This is a genomic window from Pseudomonadales bacterium, from assembly GCA_041395945.1.
In the GTDB taxonomy this organism is placed as follows: domain Bacteria; phylum Pseudomonadota; class Gammaproteobacteria; order Pseudomonadales; family Azotimanducaceae; genus SZUA-309.
In genome coordinates this window covers 150,712-166,834 of the sequence record JAWKZN010000003.1, presented here as the reverse complement: position 1 = coordinate 166,834, position 16,123 = coordinate 150,712, and the positions used below count along the sequence as shown (strand labels likewise).

General features: G+C 63.2%; 13 protein-coding genes, 1 tRNA gene and 1 pseudogene. 11 read left to right on the top strand and 4 right to left on the bottom strand.

All coding sequences use genetic code 11. The annotated features are described in order from the left end of the window. Positions 1-3: 3 nt before the first annotated feature. Positions 4-267 (top strand): hypothetical protein, encoded by a 264-nt coding sequence (locus R3E82_21980; GenBank protein MEZ5553564.1) that lies wholly within the window; start codon positions 4-6, stop codon positions 265-267. Between the two features lie 60 nt (positions 268-327). After that, positions 328-606 carry a hypothetical protein gene (locus R3E82_21975; GenBank protein ID MEZ5553563.1) on the top strand — a complete coding sequence of 93 codons (279 nt, stop codon included), beginning with the start codon at positions 328-330 and terminating at the stop codon, positions 604-606. A gap of 131 nt (positions 607-737) precedes the next feature. On the opposite strand, the gene R3E82_21970 is transcribed toward R3E82_21975, so the two are convergent. After that, a tRNA-Leu gene (locus R3E82_21970) sits at positions 738-824 on the bottom strand. Positions 825-975: 151 nt separating this feature from the next. Here R3E82_21970 and rnr point away from each other — a divergent pair. The 9 genes and pseudogenes from rnr (at position 976) to R3E82_21925 (ending at position 13,962) form a co-directional block, all read left to right on the top strand. Then, complete coding sequence (rnr, locus tag R3E82_21965; protein MEZ5553562.1) at positions 976-3,180, top strand: ribonuclease R; 2,205 nt, start codon at positions 976-978, stop codon at positions 3,178-3,180. Then, positions 3,177-3,920, top strand: a complete 744-nt coding sequence (gene rlmB, locus R3E82_21960) for a 23S rRNA (guanosine(2251)-2'-O)-methyltransferase RlmB (GenBank protein ID MEZ5553561.1) — start codon at positions 3,177-3,179, stop codon at positions 3,918-3,920. The genes rnr and rlmB overlap by 4 nt, the downstream gene beginning before the upstream one ends. A gap of 90 nt (positions 3,921-4,010) precedes the next feature. After that, a pseudogene (locus R3E82_21955) lies at positions 4,011-5,433 on the top strand (IS1380 family transposase). 715 nt (positions 5,434-6,148) lie between these two features. Further along, entirely contained in the window at positions 6,149-6,634 is a 486-nt protein-coding gene (rpsF, locus tag R3E82_21950) for a 30S ribosomal protein S6 (protein MEZ5553560.1), read from the top strand. Next, positions 6,631-6,855: a 30S ribosomal protein S18 gene (gene rpsR / locus R3E82_21945; protein MEZ5553559.1), complete on the top strand. Its 225-nt coding sequence runs from the start codon at positions 6,631-6,633 to the stop codon at positions 6,853-6,855. The genes rpsF and rpsR overlap by 4 nt, the downstream gene beginning before the upstream one ends. A gap of 11 nt (positions 6,856-6,866) precedes the next feature. Further along, the gene (gene rplI / locus R3E82_21940; GenBank protein ID MEZ5553558.1) at positions 6,867-7,313 is read left to right on the top strand and encodes a 50S ribosomal protein L9; all 447 of its coding nucleotides are present in this window, start codon (positions 6,867-6,869) and stop codon (positions 7,311-7,313) included. A 154-nt stretch (positions 7,314-7,467) separates the two neighbouring features. Further along, a complete protein-coding gene (locus tag R3E82_21935; GenBank protein ID MEZ5553557.1) occupies positions 7,468-10,200 on the top strand; it encodes a replicative DNA helicase in 2,733 nt (910 codons plus the stop codon). 13 nt (positions 10,201-10,213) lie between these two features. After that, complete coding sequence (gene radA / locus R3E82_21930) at positions 10,214-11,578, top strand: DNA repair protein RadA (GenBank protein MEZ5553556.1); 1,365 nt, start codon at positions 10,214-10,216, stop codon at positions 11,576-11,578. Between the two features lie 71 nt (positions 11,579-11,649). Continuing rightward, positions 11,650-13,962, top strand: a complete 2,313-nt coding sequence (locus tag R3E82_21925; protein MEZ5553555.1) for a transferrin receptor-like dimerization domain-containing protein — start codon at positions 11,650-11,652, stop codon at positions 13,960-13,962. 35 nt (positions 13,963-13,997) lie between these two features. Here the strand turns inward: R3E82_21925 and R3E82_21920 are convergent, their stop codons facing one another. The 3 genes from R3E82_21920 to R3E82_21910 are packed head-to-tail and all read right to left on the bottom strand — an operon-like array spanning position 13,998 to position 16,092. Next, the gene (locus tag R3E82_21920; GenBank protein ID MEZ5553554.1) at positions 13,998-14,222 is read right to left on the bottom strand and encodes a hypothetical protein; all 225 of its coding nucleotides are present in this window, start codon (positions 14,220-14,222) and stop codon (positions 13,998-14,000) included. Positions 14,223-14,230: 8 nt separating this feature from the next. Beyond that, on the bottom strand, positions 14,231-15,328 hold the full coding sequence (locus R3E82_21915) for an ABC transporter permease (protein ID MEZ5553553.1): 1,098 nt from the start codon (positions 15,326-15,328) through the stop codon (positions 14,231-14,233). Further along, positions 15,325-16,092 (bottom strand): ABC transporter ATP-binding protein, encoded by a 768-nt coding sequence (locus R3E82_21910; GenBank protein MEZ5553552.1) that lies wholly within the window; start codon positions 16,090-16,092, stop codon positions 15,325-15,327. Before R3E82_21910 ends, R3E82_21915 begins: the two co-directional genes overlap by 4 nt. Positions 16,093-16,123: the final 31 nt, after the last annotated feature.

Sequence of the window (16,123 nt, the reverse complement as noted above, 5' to 3'; positions counted from 1 at the left end):
CAGATGGCCACCAACCGCTCGATGGAAAAGCAAGCCTGGGTAGAACTGCTGGACGAGGCCGAGTATCGGGCTGCAGTGCCGCCCGGAGGGCCCTACGATTTCGGCTTCCTGCCCGCCATGGGTCGACTCATCGCCGCCCATCCGCGGATCGGACCTGCGTTCAGCGCCCTGTTCGGCCAGATCATGTTCGCACCCGGCGCGCTGTCGCGCAGCGAGCGGGAGATGGTGGCGGCGGTCGCGGCATCCACCCAGGACTGCTTCTACTGAACCCAGTCTCACGCAGAGTTTCTGCGTGTCGAAGGGGGCTCGGCGGCGCTGGTAGAGGCGGTGAAGACCGGCGACTGGCGTGAAGTCGAGGGACTGAGCGAGCGTGAGCGGGCGCTCTGCGCGCTGGCGGAGAAACTCAGCGGCGCCGCGACCCGCATGGTCGAGTCGGACTGGCAGCCTCTGCGGGATCTGGGATTCGACGATGCGGCCTGCCTGGAGGTCGCGCACATCGTCGGCATATTCAACCACCTGGTGCGGCTGGCAGACGGGCTGGGATTGCAGCTCGATCCAGCAACCCTGGCAGCGTCCGAGTCCGGCGTTGGGCTGAAGCGGGCGTAGCCTGGGGCGGCACTAAAGGCGTAGGATGCGCGGTTGCACCAGCGTACCGGGCGGCAAGGTCGCGCCGGTAAGGGGGCTCAGGCAGGTTGATCAGTAACTCTGATCAGGATTGCGAGCGTAAGCCGGGATAGTGGTGCCGAGGAAAGGACTTGAACCTTCACGGGGTTTCCCCCACTAGCACCTGAAGCTAGCGTGTCTACCAATTTCACCACCTCGGCATGAAGCGGTCTGGCCACGGTCGAGCGCGCAAGAATGCCGCATGCGCCGAACACAGGGCGCGCAATGTAATAGAAGAACTCCGAGGCTGTCAAACCGCCTCCATCATGAAATCACCCGAGGCGGTGAAGCTGCCTCCACCAGGAAAATTATTTGAAACCCATCAACGCGAAAGCGCTGACACAACACCTTGAAGCGCTTGGCGGACCAGCCGCCTGGCGCGACCTTGTGGTTGCCTTCGATGTCACGAATTCCGCCGAACGGCGCGACCTGCGCCAGCTGCTGGCGGGCATGGTCCGCAGTGGCGAACTGGGGCGCGATCACGCGGGCGCCTATCACCTGATTGCCGCTGGCAGCTCCCAGTCCGGACTGATCGAGCGGGCCGGCAAGGGCCTGACTTTTGCGGGACTGCCGCTGGAGCGCGACCGTCGCACCTGGCTGCGACCCGGAGACGAGGTCGAAGCCCGCATCCTCGACGGCGAAGTCCATGTCCTCAAAGTGCTCAACCGCTCGACCGCGCTGCTGGTCGGCGTGGTCCGTGGCCGGGGCCGGTATGCCTATGTCGAGTCCTTAAGCGCCGATTATCGGGGTCGGATCGACCTGGTAGACGCCGAGTCCGCACCGGCGGAAGGCACGACGGTGCGGGTGGAGGTCCTCGGTGAAGAACAGCGCAGCCTGCGCGGCCGGGTGATCGACACCCTCGGTGCCGGTGGCGGGGTAGAGCAGGCGGTGGAAACCTGGCTGTCCAGCGAAGGGGTGCCCACACTGTGGCCCGGGGGTGTGGATGCCCAGGTGGCGAAGCTGCCCCACAAGGTCGACGCCGGGCGCTTCCCCCAGCGCCGCTCCCTGATGGATCTGCCGCTGGTGACGATCGATGGCGCGACCGCGCGGGACTTCGATGACGCGGTCTATACCGAACCGCGGCGGGGCGGGTGGCGGCTGATCGTGGCGATTGCCGATGTCGCGCATTATGTGAAGGCCGGCAGTGCACTGGACCTCAGCGCGCTGGAGCGGGGCAACAGCGTCTACCTGCCTGATCGGGTCGTGCCGATGCTGCCGGAAGCACTGTCGAACGAGCTCTGCTCACTCAAGCCCCAGGTGCCCCGGCTGTCCATGGTCTGCGAGATGCAGATCAGCAATCGCGGCAGGATCACCAGGTTCGAGTTTTATGAGGCCGTCATCCGCAGCTGGCAGCGCCTCACCTACGAGCGGGTCCAGGAATTTCTGGACGAAGGCGTGCTCGATGTCGAGCCGGAGGTGACTCGCTCGCTGACGGCGCTGAAGGACGTCTACCACGCCCTGCGCGCCGCCCGGGAAGAGCGGGGCGCGCTGGACTTCGAGACCCACGAATGCCGTCTGGAACTGCGCGAAGGGCGGGTGGTGGCCGTGCATCCCGTGCACCGCCTCGAAGCCCATCTGCTGATCGAAGAGGCCATGATCTCGGCCAACATTTCCGCGGCTTCGTTCCTCGAGCAGGCTGGCAGGCACGGACTCTATCGGGTCCACGAACGGCCCGATGCGGAACGCATGGAGCGTATGCGCCAGACCCTGGCCTCCGCCGGGCTGCGTCAGGCGAGTGGCAACCTGACTCCGCTGATGGTGCAGCAGGCCCTCACCCAGCTGAACGCCCGCAGCGACGGCTGGGTGTTCGAGATGATCGTCCTGCGCTGTCTGACCCAGGCGGTGTATTCGCCGGAAAACGCCGGCCATTTCGGTCTGGCCCTGGAACGCTACATGCACTTCACCTCGCCCATCCGCCGCTATGCCGATCTGGTGGTGCACCGGGCGATCAAGGCCGTGCTCCATGGTGAAGCGCCGCCCCTGGCAATGGATCAGCTGGTGACGGTTGGCGAGCACATCTCCCTGACCGAGCGCCGCGCCGAGGCCGTCGGCTGGGGTGTGGATGCCTGGCTCAAGTGCGAGTACGTCGCCGGCCGCATCGGCGAGACCTTCGATGGCATGATCATGGGTGTCACCGAATTCGGGCTGTTTGTGGAGCTGAAAGGCTATTTCGTGCAGGGACTGGTGCACATTTCCGAGCTGGGCTCTGATTATTTTCAGTTTCACTCGGATTCCATGAGCCTGGTGGGGGAACGCAACGGTCGGCGGTTCCGTCTGGGTGACTCCATCTCGGTGCGACTTGAAGAAGCGCTGCCCGAACAGGGCAAGCTGACCCTGGTGCTGGCCGAGACGGTCGCAGGTGGCGGAACTGCCCGGGGCCGTAAAGGCCGGGGCGGTAAAGGCGCCAGATCCGGCAAATCGGACAGCAGCACTGGCAGCGCCAAGGCGGGCAAGGATAAAACAGCCAGTGGTGGCAAGCGGTCCGGTGGCGCTGGCCGGAAAAACCGTCGGCGATGACGGACGTCCACGGCTTTCATGCCGTCTCGGCCCTGCTCGAGCAGTCTCCTGGCCGGATCAGGACCCTGTTTCTGCTGCGCGGACGGCGTGACGAGCGGGCCGAACGGATCATTGAGCTGGCGCGCAACGCCCAGGTCCGGGTGGAATTTGTGGACCGGCGCTGGTTCGACAGGAACGCAGGCGATGCGCACCAGGGCATTGCGGCGAACTGCCATGAACTCGCCCCGGCAGGGGAAGGCGATCTCGAATCCATCTGGGAGTCGCTGCCGTCGCCGAAGCTGCTGCTCGTCCTCGATGGGGTCCAGGACCCCAGAAACCTGGGTGCCTGTCTGCGTTCGGCCGCCGCCGCCGGTGTGCAGGCCGTGCTGCTGCCGAGGCGCCGCAGCGCGCCGCTGTCTGCGGTGGCACTCAAGACCGCGGCGGGCGCTGCCGAACGTCTGCGGATTTTCGAGGTCACCAACCTGGCCCGCAGGCTCGAGTGGCTGCAGGCTCAGGGCGTGTGGCTGGTGGGCGCCATGGGCAGTGCCGAAGCGGACTGGTCGAGCGTCGATCTCACCCGGGACATTGCCTTCATCCTCGGTGGTGAAGAGAAAGGTCTACGGCCGCTGACCGTCAAACACTGTGACTACCTGGTCCGGATTCCCATGGCCGGGGGTATGGAAAGTCTCAATGTGTCCGTTGCCACCGGCGTGCTGCTGTTCGAGGCGGTGCGGCAGCGGGGGCTCGGCGGCGCCTCCTAGCCCAATCTCACCGATGTAATGGAAATAGGCCTCTGTCTGGTGCATAAAGTGAGTGCTGGCAAGCACTTATCACACCAAAACGAGAGGCCTATGGCGACAGAGTGTAATCCCGAGCAACTGAAATTTCACGCACTGGATCGCCGTCAGGTGATCGGTCGATTCGATGGTGGCCGGATCACGTCCGACGGTGGCGGACTGCTGCTGCGAGAGGTGGATCAGCGGCTGGGCATGCTCAGTCGACTCGCCGGCTGCTTCACCGATTACCGTAATCCGAACAGTATCGAACACAGTGTCCACGCGCTGGTGGCGCAACGCGTCTACGGTCTGGGGCTGGGTTATGCAGATCTCAACGATCACGATGGGCTGCGCTCGGACAGCGTGCTGGCGCTGTTGGTTGGTAAACGGGATCTCACGGGTGAAGACCGCGAGCGAGACCGTGACAGAGGGGTATCCGCTGGCCGGATCGAGCACGCTGAATCGACTGGAGTTGACCACACCGGCCTCGGCGGCCAGTGATCGCTACAAGAAGATCGCTGCGGATCCGCAGGCGCTTGACCGGTTGCTGGTGGACCTGTTCATTGAGGCCCACGATGTGCCACCGCGGGAGATCTGGCTGGATCTGGATGCAACCGATGATCCGCTGCACGGCCATCAGGAAGGCCGCTTCTTCCACGGTTACTACCGCTGTTACTGTTATCTGCCGCTGTACATCTTCTGTGGCGAGCACCTGTTGTGTGCGCGGCTGCGGCCATCGAACGCAGACGGTGCGGCCGGGAGTGTGGAAGAGCTTGAGCGGATCGTTGGCCAGATCCGGGCGCACTGGCCGAAGACGCGCATCGTGATCCGTGGCGACTCGGGGTTCTGTCGGGATGCGATCATGCGCTGGTGCGAGGAAAATCGTGTCCGCTATGTGCTGGGCCTGGCCCGCAATAAGCGGCTGCATCGAGCGTTGGGCCGGGAGATGGCGGAGGCCCAGGTGGAGTACGAGCAAACCGGCAAAGCGGCCCGGCGGTTCCGTGACTTCCGCTATCGGACCCGCAAGTCCTGGTCGTGCGAGCGGCGCGTTATCGGCAAAGCCGAGTACCTGCCGGGTAAAGCCAACCCACGGTTCGTGGTGACCAACTTACCTGTCAGCCGTGCCGGTGCCAGGCGGCTTTACGAAAAACTCTACTGTGTGCGCGGCGAAATGGAGAACCGCATCAAGGAGCAGCAACTGGGGCTCTTTGCCGACCGCACCAGCACGGCGACGCTGCGCGCCAATCAGCTACGGCTGTACTTCTCCTCGTTCGCTTACGTGTTGATGCACGGGCTGCGTCGTCTTGGCCTCATGGGCACACAACACGCCAGAGCCCAGTGCACGACCATCCGCCTGAAGCTGTTGAAGATCGGTGCACGGATCCGTATCTCGGTACGCAAGGTCTGGTTGTCGTTCTCCGAGGCTTATCCTGCCAGTGACTTTGCACAGATCCTCGCCAACCTACGCCGCCATCCAGCCTGGGCACCACCCGGATAAAGTTCGAATACTGGTCAGGAATGTTCAGCCGGCAGTCGCCGGAGGAGGCGTTCGCCTCAATCGCACAAAACACCCCCGCTGAAGAGAAAACAACACGGCAATCGGCCAATACGCTGCAGCCTGCCCAACCAATCGTTACCATCGCCGATCAGCAGCTGACTCGCAGCTCAAAATATCCCGTAAACTGCCTCAACTACCCAATCGGTGAGCGATGCGGGCTAGCCGGCGGGTCTCTATTCGGAGCTGCTTGAGATGCTGGGGTGGAGCGGGGGGTGTGGCGGACCTACGCTCGGGCCCTCCGGGCTGCCCTCGATTGGCGGAGTTGCCTCGCGCAGGAACACGAGTCAATCCGCCGCACTCGGCCTCGCTCCACGGTCCGCCACACCCCCCGCTCCACCCCAGCTTCGCGATCGATCCAAGATCCGGCGGTCGCAGGAGCGCAGCAACGCCATCCGCGATTCGGACGCGACGCAGGATCTACAGACGCGCGAGCGCTCCGAGTACGAGCCAGGCCCGGGGCAGCAGGTCCTCGACCGCGCACTGATCAACCTCCTTCCGAACCCCCTTCGCCTCTTGCCGTTTGCATCCCCACGTGCCCCTCCGTACAATGCGCGACCCCGAATCCACCCCCCGTGGCCGGCTTCGGGTCCTTGCTTCACGCCAGCGGGCAGCCCCCTGAGCGGAGGCGGTTACACCGAAAGGAGTCCCAAGACGCATGCGACACTATGAAATCGTATTCCTCGTGCATCCCGATCAGAGTGATCAGGTGCCGGGAATGATCGAGCGCTACCAGAGCCTCATCGAGCGCGGCAATGGCAAGGTCCACCGCACCGAGGACTGGGGCCGACGGCAGATGACGTTCCCCATCGCCAAGATCCACAAAGCCCACTACATCATGATGAACGTCGAGATCGACGGCGAGACACTGAAGGAGCTGGAAAGCGCCTTCCGTTTCAACGACGCCGTGATCCGCAATCTCATCATCAAGCGCAAGGAAGCCATCACCGGTCATTCGAAGATCTTCGAAGAGGAGTTGCGTGACCAGGAGAAGGAGCGCGAGCGGGAAGCCCGTCGTGAACAGGAATATGCCGAGCGTCGTGCCCAGCGGGAAGATGGCGACGATTCAAACGATGACGACGAAGATCAGACCGACGACAACGACGATGAGGATGGCGACGACGACGAGGAGGACAACCGATGAGAAGAGGATTCGGACGCAAGAAATTCAGTCGTCTGGGCGGTGAAGGCCAGGAAGTCGACTACAAGAACCTGGAACTGCTGCGCCAGTACATCACCGAAACCGGCAAGATCGTGCCGAGCCGCATCACGGGTGCCACCGCGCGCCAGCAGCGTGAACTTGCCACGGAGATCAAGCGCGCACGTTACCTGGCGCTGCTCCCCTATACCGATCAGCACAGATAGGCCTGACAGACATGAACGTAATTCTTCTGGAAAGACTTCGTAACCTCGGCGATCTCGGCGAGGAAGTGAATGTGCGGCCCGGTTATGCACGCAACTATCTGATTCCCAAAGGTAAGGCGGTGCGTGCTTCCGATGAGGCGCGATCCCACTTCGAAACCCGTCGCGCCGAGCTCGAAAGCGCTGCCAACGAACTGCTTGGCGCGGCGCAGGCGCGCGCCGACAGACTCAAGGACCTGGCGATCACCATCGTGGTGAAAGCAGGCGAAGAAGGTAAGCTCTACGGCTCCGTCGGCACCCAGGACATCGCGGAAGCGGTCACCCGGGAAAGCATCGAGGTTGAGAAGAGCGAGGTCCGACTGCCTGATGGCGTGATACGCACAATCGGTGAGTACGAGATCGACGTGCAGCTGCACTCTGATGTGACAGCTACCATCAAACTCTCGGTCGTCGCTGAGTAAACGGACCGGCGGCGCACCGCGCCGCTGCAGACGCCGCATGGCGGCCGCCGTGCACGCCGTTGTACCCACTCGCTGCATGCAAGGAGAATTTCTTCTTGCAATGCGCAGCACAACATCCGACGCTGTCTCCCCGTAACGAAACTCAATCTGCGCGATGTCTGATAGCGCTCCCGGCGATAGTCAAGAAGGTGTCTCCCACAGCTCCGATGAGGGTCGCATGGTGCCGGCCGACCCTGCCGACCAGCCGGCACCCCCGCCAATGAATCGCGCAACCCGCGCGTTGAAAGTGCCCCCGCACTCGATCGAGGCCGAGCAGTCGACGCTGGGTGGGTTGATGCTCGATAACGACGCCTGGTTCAACGTGGCTGAAGTGCTCGGCACCAGCGACTTCTACCGATCTCAGCATCAGATCATCTTCGATGCCATGACAGCTCTGTCCGCCGACGATCAGCCGCTGGATGCCATCACATTGTCCGAGCGGCTGCAGTCGAAGGGTCAGCTCGAGAAAGCCGGCGGGCTCGCTTATCTGGCCGAACTTGCTGAGTCGACGCCGGGTGCCAGCAATGTGGTCGCTTACGCCCAGATTGTGCGCGAACTCTCCACCCTGCGTCAGCTCATCGGCGCAGCCCAGAGGATCGCCGAGTCTGCCTTTTCCCGGGATGGTCGCCCGAGCGCAGAGCTGCTGGATCTGGCCGAACAGGAAGTGTTCCAGATTTCCGAAGGGCGCATGAAGGGCGGTGGTCCGGAAAGCGTGATGCCCCTGCTCAATCGTGCCGTGGACCGGATAGAGAAACTCTATGCCTCCCGCAGTCCGATCACCGGACTCGCCACCGGTTTCGACGACCTGGACAAGAAGACGGCCGGCCTGCAGCCGGCGGATCTGGTGATCGTTGCGGGTCGACCCTCCATGGGAAAGACCGCGCTGGCTCTGAACATTGCTGAACATGCAGCGATGGTCGGAGAGGGGGCGGTGCTCGTATTCAGTATGGAGATGCCTTCGGACCAGCTCGTGGTGCGCATGCTTTCCTCCCTCGGCCGCATCGATCAGACAAGGATGCGCACGGGCGACATGCACGAAGATGACTGGCCGCGCTTCACTTCGGCGGTGAGTCAGCTCAAAGACAAGAAACTCTATATCGACGACACCCCCGCGCTCACCCCCAACGACCTGCGCACCCGTGCGCGCAGAGTAGCCCGGGAAGCCGGCGGGCTCGGCCTCATCGTGGTCGACTATCTGCAGCTCATGCGGGTGGCGGGGACCTCGGAGAACCGCACCAACGAGATCTCCGAAATTTCCCGCTCCCTGAAAGCGATTGCAAAGGAAATGCGCTGCCCGCTGCTGGCTCTGTCACAGCTCAACCGGGGGCTCGAAAGCCGTACGGATAAGCGACCGCTGATGGCCGATCTGCGGGAGTGTGTCGTTGGCGACACGCTGGTGAATCTTGCAGATGGCCGCCGAGTGCCGATCCGTGCGCTCGTCGGCACTGAACCCGAAGTTCTGGCGATGGATGGTGCTGGCAGAATCGTCAGAGCCCGCAGCGACAAAGTCTGGTCGGTTGGTCGGCGTGCTGTACGGCGACTGCGTCTTGCCAGCGGCAGAGAGCTGATCGCGACCCCCCGTCACCGTCTCTACACAGGACGAGGCTGGGTGCGATTGGACGAAGTGAAGCCGCAGGAGCGGATTGCACTGGCTCGAAAGCTGCCGGTGGTCACCGCAGTGCAGCCCTGGTCACAGGCACGACTCGGTCTGCTTGGCCAGCTTATCGGCGATGGCAGCTATCTGAGCGGCCAGCCGATTCGCTATACCACTGGCTCGGAAGCGAACAGTGAGTTTGTCGCACGGGCTGCACGCGAAGAATTCGACAGCACCGTCAGCAGACACCCGGGCAGGGGTAACTGGCATCAGCTGGTCTTCAGTGGCAACGGCAACCGCTGGCATCCGCAGGGGCTGAATCTGTGGTTGCGGGAACTCGGCATTTTTAATCAGAGATCCCGCGACAAGCGAATTCCCGAGCAGGTATTCGAACTGCCGGACGAAAATCTGGCGGTCCTGCTCCGGCACCTGTGGGCGACGGATGGCTGTATTCATGTCCGCAGTCAATGTGGGGCTCCGCGGGTCTATTTCAGTACCTGTAGCGTGGGACTTGCGTGCGATGTGGCTGCGTTGCTGCAGCGACTGGGCATCGTTGCGAGACAGCGAAGCATCCAGCAGAAAAGCAGCATTCTGTATAACGTCGATGTCCCGGGCAGTGCGGATCAGCTTCGCTTTCTCGAGGTCGTGGGCGCGTTCGGCGAAAAGCAGCTCGCGGCCCGGAAGCTCGAAAATCTTCTCCTTGAAACCCGGCGCAATACCAATGTCGATACCTTCCCCCAAGAGGCTTTTGCAGATGTGCGGGCCGTCATGCGCGCTCAGGGGATATCCCAGCGCGGGATGGCCAGCCTGCGCGCTACCTCCTGCGGCGGGTCGAGTCATTTTGCATTCTCACCGTCACGGCTGACCATCACCGACTACGCACAGATTCCCGATGACGAGAGTGTTCGCAGAGGGGTGGATACGGATCTCTTCTGGGATCGGGTAGTTGCCGTCGAGGCTGCGGGAGAGCAGGAAGTTTTCGATCTGACTGTGCCCGGGCCGGCGAGCTGGCTCGCGGATGGGGTGGTCAGTCATAACTCGGGCGCGATAGAACAGGATGCAGACCTGATCCTGTTCATCTATCGCGACGAGGTTTATCACCCGGATACCGCTGAGAAAGGCGTTGCCGAGATCATTATCGGTAAGCAGCGCAACGGCCCCATCGGTCGAGTATTGCTGTCCTTCATCGGCAATCTGACCAAGTTCGAAAATCTGGCGCCGGATCGCTACAAGGATTTCGGACCCTTCGAATAGCAGCGGCGGTAACTTGGCGAAAGCGAAAAACAGGACAGCCTACGTCTGCGGCGACTGCGGTGCCGAGCACCGGCAGTGGCAGGGCCAATGCGGTACCTGCGAGGCCTGGAACACGCTCACCCGCCTTTCTGTCGGGCCGATTGCCGAAGCGACCGTGGGATACGGCGGTGTGCAGGCCGATGTGCGGCGGCTCGAAGATGTCGCGGCGGAGGATGTGCCGCGGATCGCCACCGGTTTCGATGAACTGGATCGGGTACTCGGTGGCGGGCTCGTACCAGGCTCGGTGGTGCTGATGGGCGGCGAACCGGGTGCGGGCAAGTCCACGCTGCTGCTGCAGGTCTGCTGTGCGCTGGCCGCACAGTATGAAACGCTCTATGTCAGCGGCGAAGAGTCTCTGCAGCAGCTTGCAATGCGCGCACGGCGTCTCGGATTGCCCCTCGATCGTCTGCAGGTGGCGGCGGAAACCCGCGCGTCGGCCATTGCCTCCCTGGTTGAAACGCAACGTCCCCGGATTGTGATTCTGGATTCGATCCAGGTGATGGCGCTCGAATCTGTGGAGAGCATGCCAGGCAGCGTCACCCAGGTGCGCGAAACCGCAGCATTTTTCACCCGCCTCGCCAAACAGACCGGCACCGTGTTCATCCTTGTCGGTCATGTCACCAAGGAAGGCGGGCTGGCCGGTCCGAAGGTGCTCGAACACATGATCGACTGTTTTGTCATGCTCGATGCGCCCGCCGGCAGCCGTTATCGGACCTTGCGTGGTCAGAAGAACCGGTTTGGTGCGGTGAACGAACTCGGCGTGTTTGCAATGACCGATACCGGCATGAAGGAGGTCGCAAACCCTTCCGCCATTTTTCTGCAGCGGGGTGAGATCAACGCGCCCGGCAGTCTGGTCACCGTGACCTGGGAAGGGACCCGGCCGCTGCTGGTGGAACTGCAGGCGCTGGTGGACGAAGTACAGGGTGGTCACCCGAAGCGGGTGGCGGTGGGGCTCGATCAGCAGCGGCTGGCCATGCATCTGGCCGTGCTGCACCGACACTGTGGTGTGACCCTGTCGGATCAGGATGTGTTCGCCAACGTGGTAGGCGGGGTGCGCATCAGCGAAACCGGCGCGGACCTCGCGCTGCTGCTCGCGGTGTTGTCGTCGTTCCGCAATCGGGCGCTGCCGAGGGATCTCATCGTATTCGGCGAGCTCGGTCTCACCGGTGAAGTACGGCCGGTAGCCAATGGCGAACAGCGTCTGCGCGAAGCGAAGAAACACGGTTTCAAGACCGCCATCCTGCCCTATGCCAATCGGCCACGGCAGGTACTGGACGGCATGAAAGTACACGGGGTGAAGAGCCTGGCCGCAGCGCTCGAGGTGCTGGAGACGTTGTAGGAGTCCAGCTTCGCCGCGCCGTCACCCGGGCAGATCTCAAAAAAAATGAATGCGGACTTCAGGAGAGAAAAATGGGTGTGACGGTGAACGACGAGGTGATACGGCAGTCAGCCAGGTGGATGATCCGGGGGGCGGCACTGGTCACCTGTGTGTTTTATTCCGGGTGGGCGTTCACTGCGCAATCACTCCTCGGTTTCCAGTCTGCCGATACGCAACTGCAGCTCGAAGCGGATTTCCGCGCCAGCCTCAGCGCGGAAGATCAGATGAACTGGGCGCGCACTCTCAGCGCCCGACCCCACCATGCCGGTTCGGAACAGGGTCGCCGCAACGTTCAGCTCATGGCTGATCTGTTCCGGGAGTGGGGCTATCAGGTCGAAGTCGAAACCTTCGACATCCTGTTGCCGGTGCCGAAGTCGCGGCATCTGGAGATGCTCGAACCGACCCCGTTCGTCGCTGGCCTGATCGAAGACATCGTCGAAGGCGACGACAGCAGCGCCCAGCGCGCCGAAGTGCTGCCGCCCTACAACGCCTTTTCCACGGACGGTGATGTCACCGCCGAACTGGTGTTTGTGAACTACGGCATCCCGGAAGACTACGAACTGCTCGAACGCTATGGGGTGTCAGTGGCGGGTAAAATCGTGATCGCCAGGTACGGTAAGTCCTGGCGCGGCATCAAACCCAAGCTGGCCGCGGAGAAGGGCGCGATTGGCGCGCTCATCTACTCCGACCCGGCCGACGATGGCTACGGTGCCGGCGACGTCTATCCGGACGGTCCCTTCAAGAATGACAGTGGCGTGCAGCGCGGCAGCGTGATGGATATGCCGACCTATCCCGGCGATGTGCTCACCCCGGGCAAACCGGCCATCAAGGGTGCCCGCCGACTCGCCATCAAGGATGCGCCCACCATCACCGCGGTGCCCGTGTTACCGATCTCCTATCGGGACGCCGAGCCTTTACTGGCCGCCCTCGGCGGCGCGGCGGTTCCCCGGGAATGGCAGGGCGGTCTGCCCCACACCTATCACATCGGCCCGGGACCGGCCCGGGTGCGTCTCGCCCTGGCCTTCGACTGGCAGCGCATCAATATCGAGAATGTGATCGCGCGGCTGCCCGGCAGCGACCGGCCGGACGAATGGATCCTGCGCGGCAATCACCACGACGGCTGGAACCATGGAGCGGCGGACCCCATCTCCGGCATGGTCGCACTGCTGGACGAAGCCCGGGCCGTGGGCGCGCTGGCCCGCGCCGGCCGGGGGCCGAAACGCACCATTGTCTATGCCGCCTGGGATGCAGAGGAGCCGGGGCTGATCGGTTCCACCGAGTGGGTCGAAAAACATCGCCAGACCCTCATCGACAAGGCCGCCGTCTACATCAACACCGACGGCAACAGCCGCGGCTTCATCGGCGTTGGCGGCAGCCACACTCTGGAACCTTTCTTCAATGAAGTCATCGGCGCCGTCACCGATCCCCAGACCGGAGCGACGGTGGCCGAGCGACTGCGGGCGAAAATCCGGGTGGACGGCACCCCCGAGCGGCGCGAAGAGCTCACCGCCCGGGCCGATCTGCGGATCAGCCCGCTGGGCTCAGGGTCCGACTACACCCCCTTCCTGCAGCATGCGGGTATCGCGTCGGCCAACCTTGGCTTCGGGGGAGAGGGAGACGATGGCAGCTATCACACCCTCTACGACACCTTCGAGCACTTCTCCACCTTCGTGGACCCGGGCTTCCGCTACGGCGTGGCGCTTGCGGATGTTGCCGGTACCGCCACCCTGCGTCTGGCCAACGCCGACCTGCTGCCTTTCCGTTTCAGCGGCTTCGCGGACAATGTGGCGCACTACCTGACCGAGATCGAAAAGCTGGCAGATGACGAACGTGCCAAAGCCGAGCGGATCAACGGCCTGCTGAACGACGATGCCTACCGGCTCGCACTCGATCCGTCAAAGACACTGGGACCGCCGACCGAACTGGCCGGCGTGCCCCATTTCAATTTCGCGCCGATGCGCAATGCGACAGCGCGACTCACCGAGGCGGCCAGGGCGCTGGACGCGCGCCTGGCGGGTGCCGCGCCCTCTGCGGATCTCGACCGTCGACTGATGCGGAGTGAGCGAGCGCTTACTTCTCCTGAAGGCCTTCCTGGCAGAGAGTGGTACCGTCACCAGATCTATGCACCGGGCTTCTATACCGGCTACGGGGTGAAGACCCTGCCGCGCATGCGGGAGGCGATCGAGGCAAAGCAGTACAGCGAGGTGGATGCCCAGATCGCCTCTACCGCAGGTGTGATCGAAGCCTTCGCGGACTATCTCGAGACCGCGGCGACCTCGGTGTCGGCCCAGGTACCGACACCGGCAGAAGCTGGCTCTGGATCGGCCGCCGCGACCGCCAGATGATCGGAACCGCAGCAGGAGGAGCGCGCTTGCGGCCCTCACCCTCGCGCCCGCAGCGCAATATAGCCACCCGCCAGAATTGCACTACCTCCGACCAGGGCGGCGTTGTTGGGCACTTCACCGAACAGCAGATAGGCGGCCAGCGGCGCCCCGGGGCCCAGCATCAGCAGCACACCGCTCACCGCCACATCCACACAGGCAGCCATGAACATGGCCAGGCACATGAAGCCGGCCCCCAGGCGGAGACTGTCGGTGGACTGCATAGGTGTTGTTAAGTGGTGACCACTTTCTTCCAGTCAAACAGCCAGGTGGCCAGCAGGAAGCTCACGGCAATCCAGATCAGCACTCCGAGAAGGCTGGGCAGAATGTCCCCCAGCGCCAGACCGTTGCTGGCGATCTCCCGCAGGCTGGTCGACACGTAGCTCAAGGGGAGCAGCCTGGCGAAGGGCTGGATGAGGCCGGGCATCGCTTCGATCGGGAAGAACACGCCCGACAGAAAAAGCTGGGGAAAGATCACCAGGTTGCCCACCGCGCCCACGGCCTGCTGGGTCTTCGCCACACTGCCGACACAGAAACCCAGACACAGAAAAATCACTGTGCCCAGCACGATCACCAGGTAAAGCGCGGCATAGCTGCCGAGAATCTGCACCTCCAGCGCCCAGGTGGCGAACAGCAGCAGCATGGTCAGCTGCACCAGACACCAGACCAGACGTGCGATGCACAGGGAGGCGATGAACTCCGCGGGCCGGATCGGGGTGACGAAGAGGCGTTTGAGAATGCCTTTGCGCCGGTATTCGACCAGATTGAAGCCACTGCCGGCGATGCTGATCTGCATCAGTGTGAAAGCGAGAATACCGGGCAGCAGAAAGTCGATATAGCGCTGGGTACGCGCCTGCACGTCTTCGATGCGCAGCGAAAACATCGGCTCGGTGCCGCGCAGCTGGTGTTCCACATCGAGCAGCGCCTGGCGCAGGGTCGGCAGAATCAGATCGAGCAGGCGCGCCTGTGCCGCATCCACCAGCACCAGAAGTTCGGTTGCGCTGGCGGTGTCATTGAACGACTCCGGGATGATCAGCACCAGGGTGGACTCACCTGCTTCGAGTCTGCTGCGCAGGACCGCTTCGGAATCCACCGACACCCGGAACAGGGAATTGTCCTCGAGGATGCTCTGCAGCGAGGCGGCAGTTGCGCTGCTGGCGTGATTGACGATGCCGATCTCGATGCCCTCGGGCGGACGGTCGCGCAGAAAGCCGAGTGCCGACAGAAAGATGATGGGAAACAGCAGCCCGATGAAGATCGCCTGGCGGTCTTTCATGAACATGCGCAGAAAGGCGATGGCAAGGTGGAGTACGGGGCCTGAGGTCTTCAATCCCGCAGCCCATGACCGGTGAGGGCGAGAAAGACGTCCTCGATGTTGCCGTGCAGAGGGGCCGTTGGCGGCTCCGCTGCGTGGGTGAGAATCAGCTGCTGCGGCGTATCCTCGGCGACGATGCGCCCGTGGTCCATGATCGCGATACGCCGGCAGAGGGTTTCCGCCTCCTCCATGTTGTGTGTCGTCAGGACGATGGTGGTGCCTTCCCCGTTCAGCCGCCGCACCAGATCCCAGAGATTCCTTTTCGCCTGGGGATCGAGGCCCGTCGTCGGCTCGTCGAGAAACAGCACCCGGGGTTCGTTGACCAGCGCGCAGGCAATCGAGAAACGCTGCAGTTGACCGCCCGAGAGGCTTGCCGGTTGCGCCTTCGCCTTGTCTTTCAGGTTCACGAGACCGAGCAGTTCGGTCGGGTTGCTTCGGCGCGGCCGGTAGAGGCCGGCGAACAGGTTGAGCAGGTCGATGAGCGAGAGGTGGTCGAAGTACTCGTTTGCCTGCAGCTGCACGCCGATCACGGCCTTCACCCCATAAGGGTCGCGACGTACATCGATGCCCGCCACCTCGGCCTGTCCTTCGTCGATATCACAGAGGCCTTCGAGCATCTCGAGCGTGGTGGTCTTGCCGGCGCCATTCGGCCCGAGAATGCCGTAGATCTCGCCGGCTTCTATCTCCAGCGAGACATCATCCACGGCAGCGAACGTTGCGCGAGGCTTGTCGGGCAGTGGATAGCGTTTGACCAGATGACTGGCCTTGATGATCGGCATTCGAGGAGCAATCCGCCGGCGCGTGCCCGCA

Coding starts and splice junctions, on each gene's coding strand:
- R3E82_21935 (MEZ5553557.1), top strand. CDS start 7,468: ATGTCTGATAGCGCTCCCGGCGATAGTCAAGAAGGTGTCTCCCACAGC.
- rplI (MEZ5553558.1), top strand. CDS start 6,867: ATGAACGTAATTCTTCTGGAAAGACTTCGTAACCTCGGCGATCTCGGC.
- R3E82_21910 (MEZ5553552.1), bottom strand. CDS start 16,092: ATGCCGATCATCAAGGCCAGTCATCTGGTCAAACGCTATCCACTGCCC.
- rpsF (MEZ5553560.1), top strand. CDS start 6,149: ATGCGACACTATGAAATCGTATTCCTCGTGCATCCCGATCAGAGTGAT.
- rpsR (MEZ5553559.1), top strand. CDS start 6,631: ATGAGAAGAGGATTCGGACGCAAGAAATTCAGTCGTCTGGGCGGTGAA.
- R3E82_21925 (MEZ5553555.1), top strand. CDS start 11,650: ATGGGTGTGACGGTGAACGACGAGGTGATACGGCAGTCAGCCAGGTGG.
- rlmB (MEZ5553561.1), top strand. CDS start 3,177: ATGACGGACGTCCACGGCTTTCATGCCGTCTCGGCCCTGCTCGAGCAG.
- R3E82_21920 (MEZ5553554.1), bottom strand. CDS start 14,222: ATGCAGTCCACCGACAGTCTCCGCCTGGGGGCCGGCTTCATGTGCCTG.
- R3E82_21980 (MEZ5553564.1), top strand. CDS start 4: ATGGCCACCAACCGCTCGATGGAAAAGCAAGCCTGGGTAGAACTGCTG.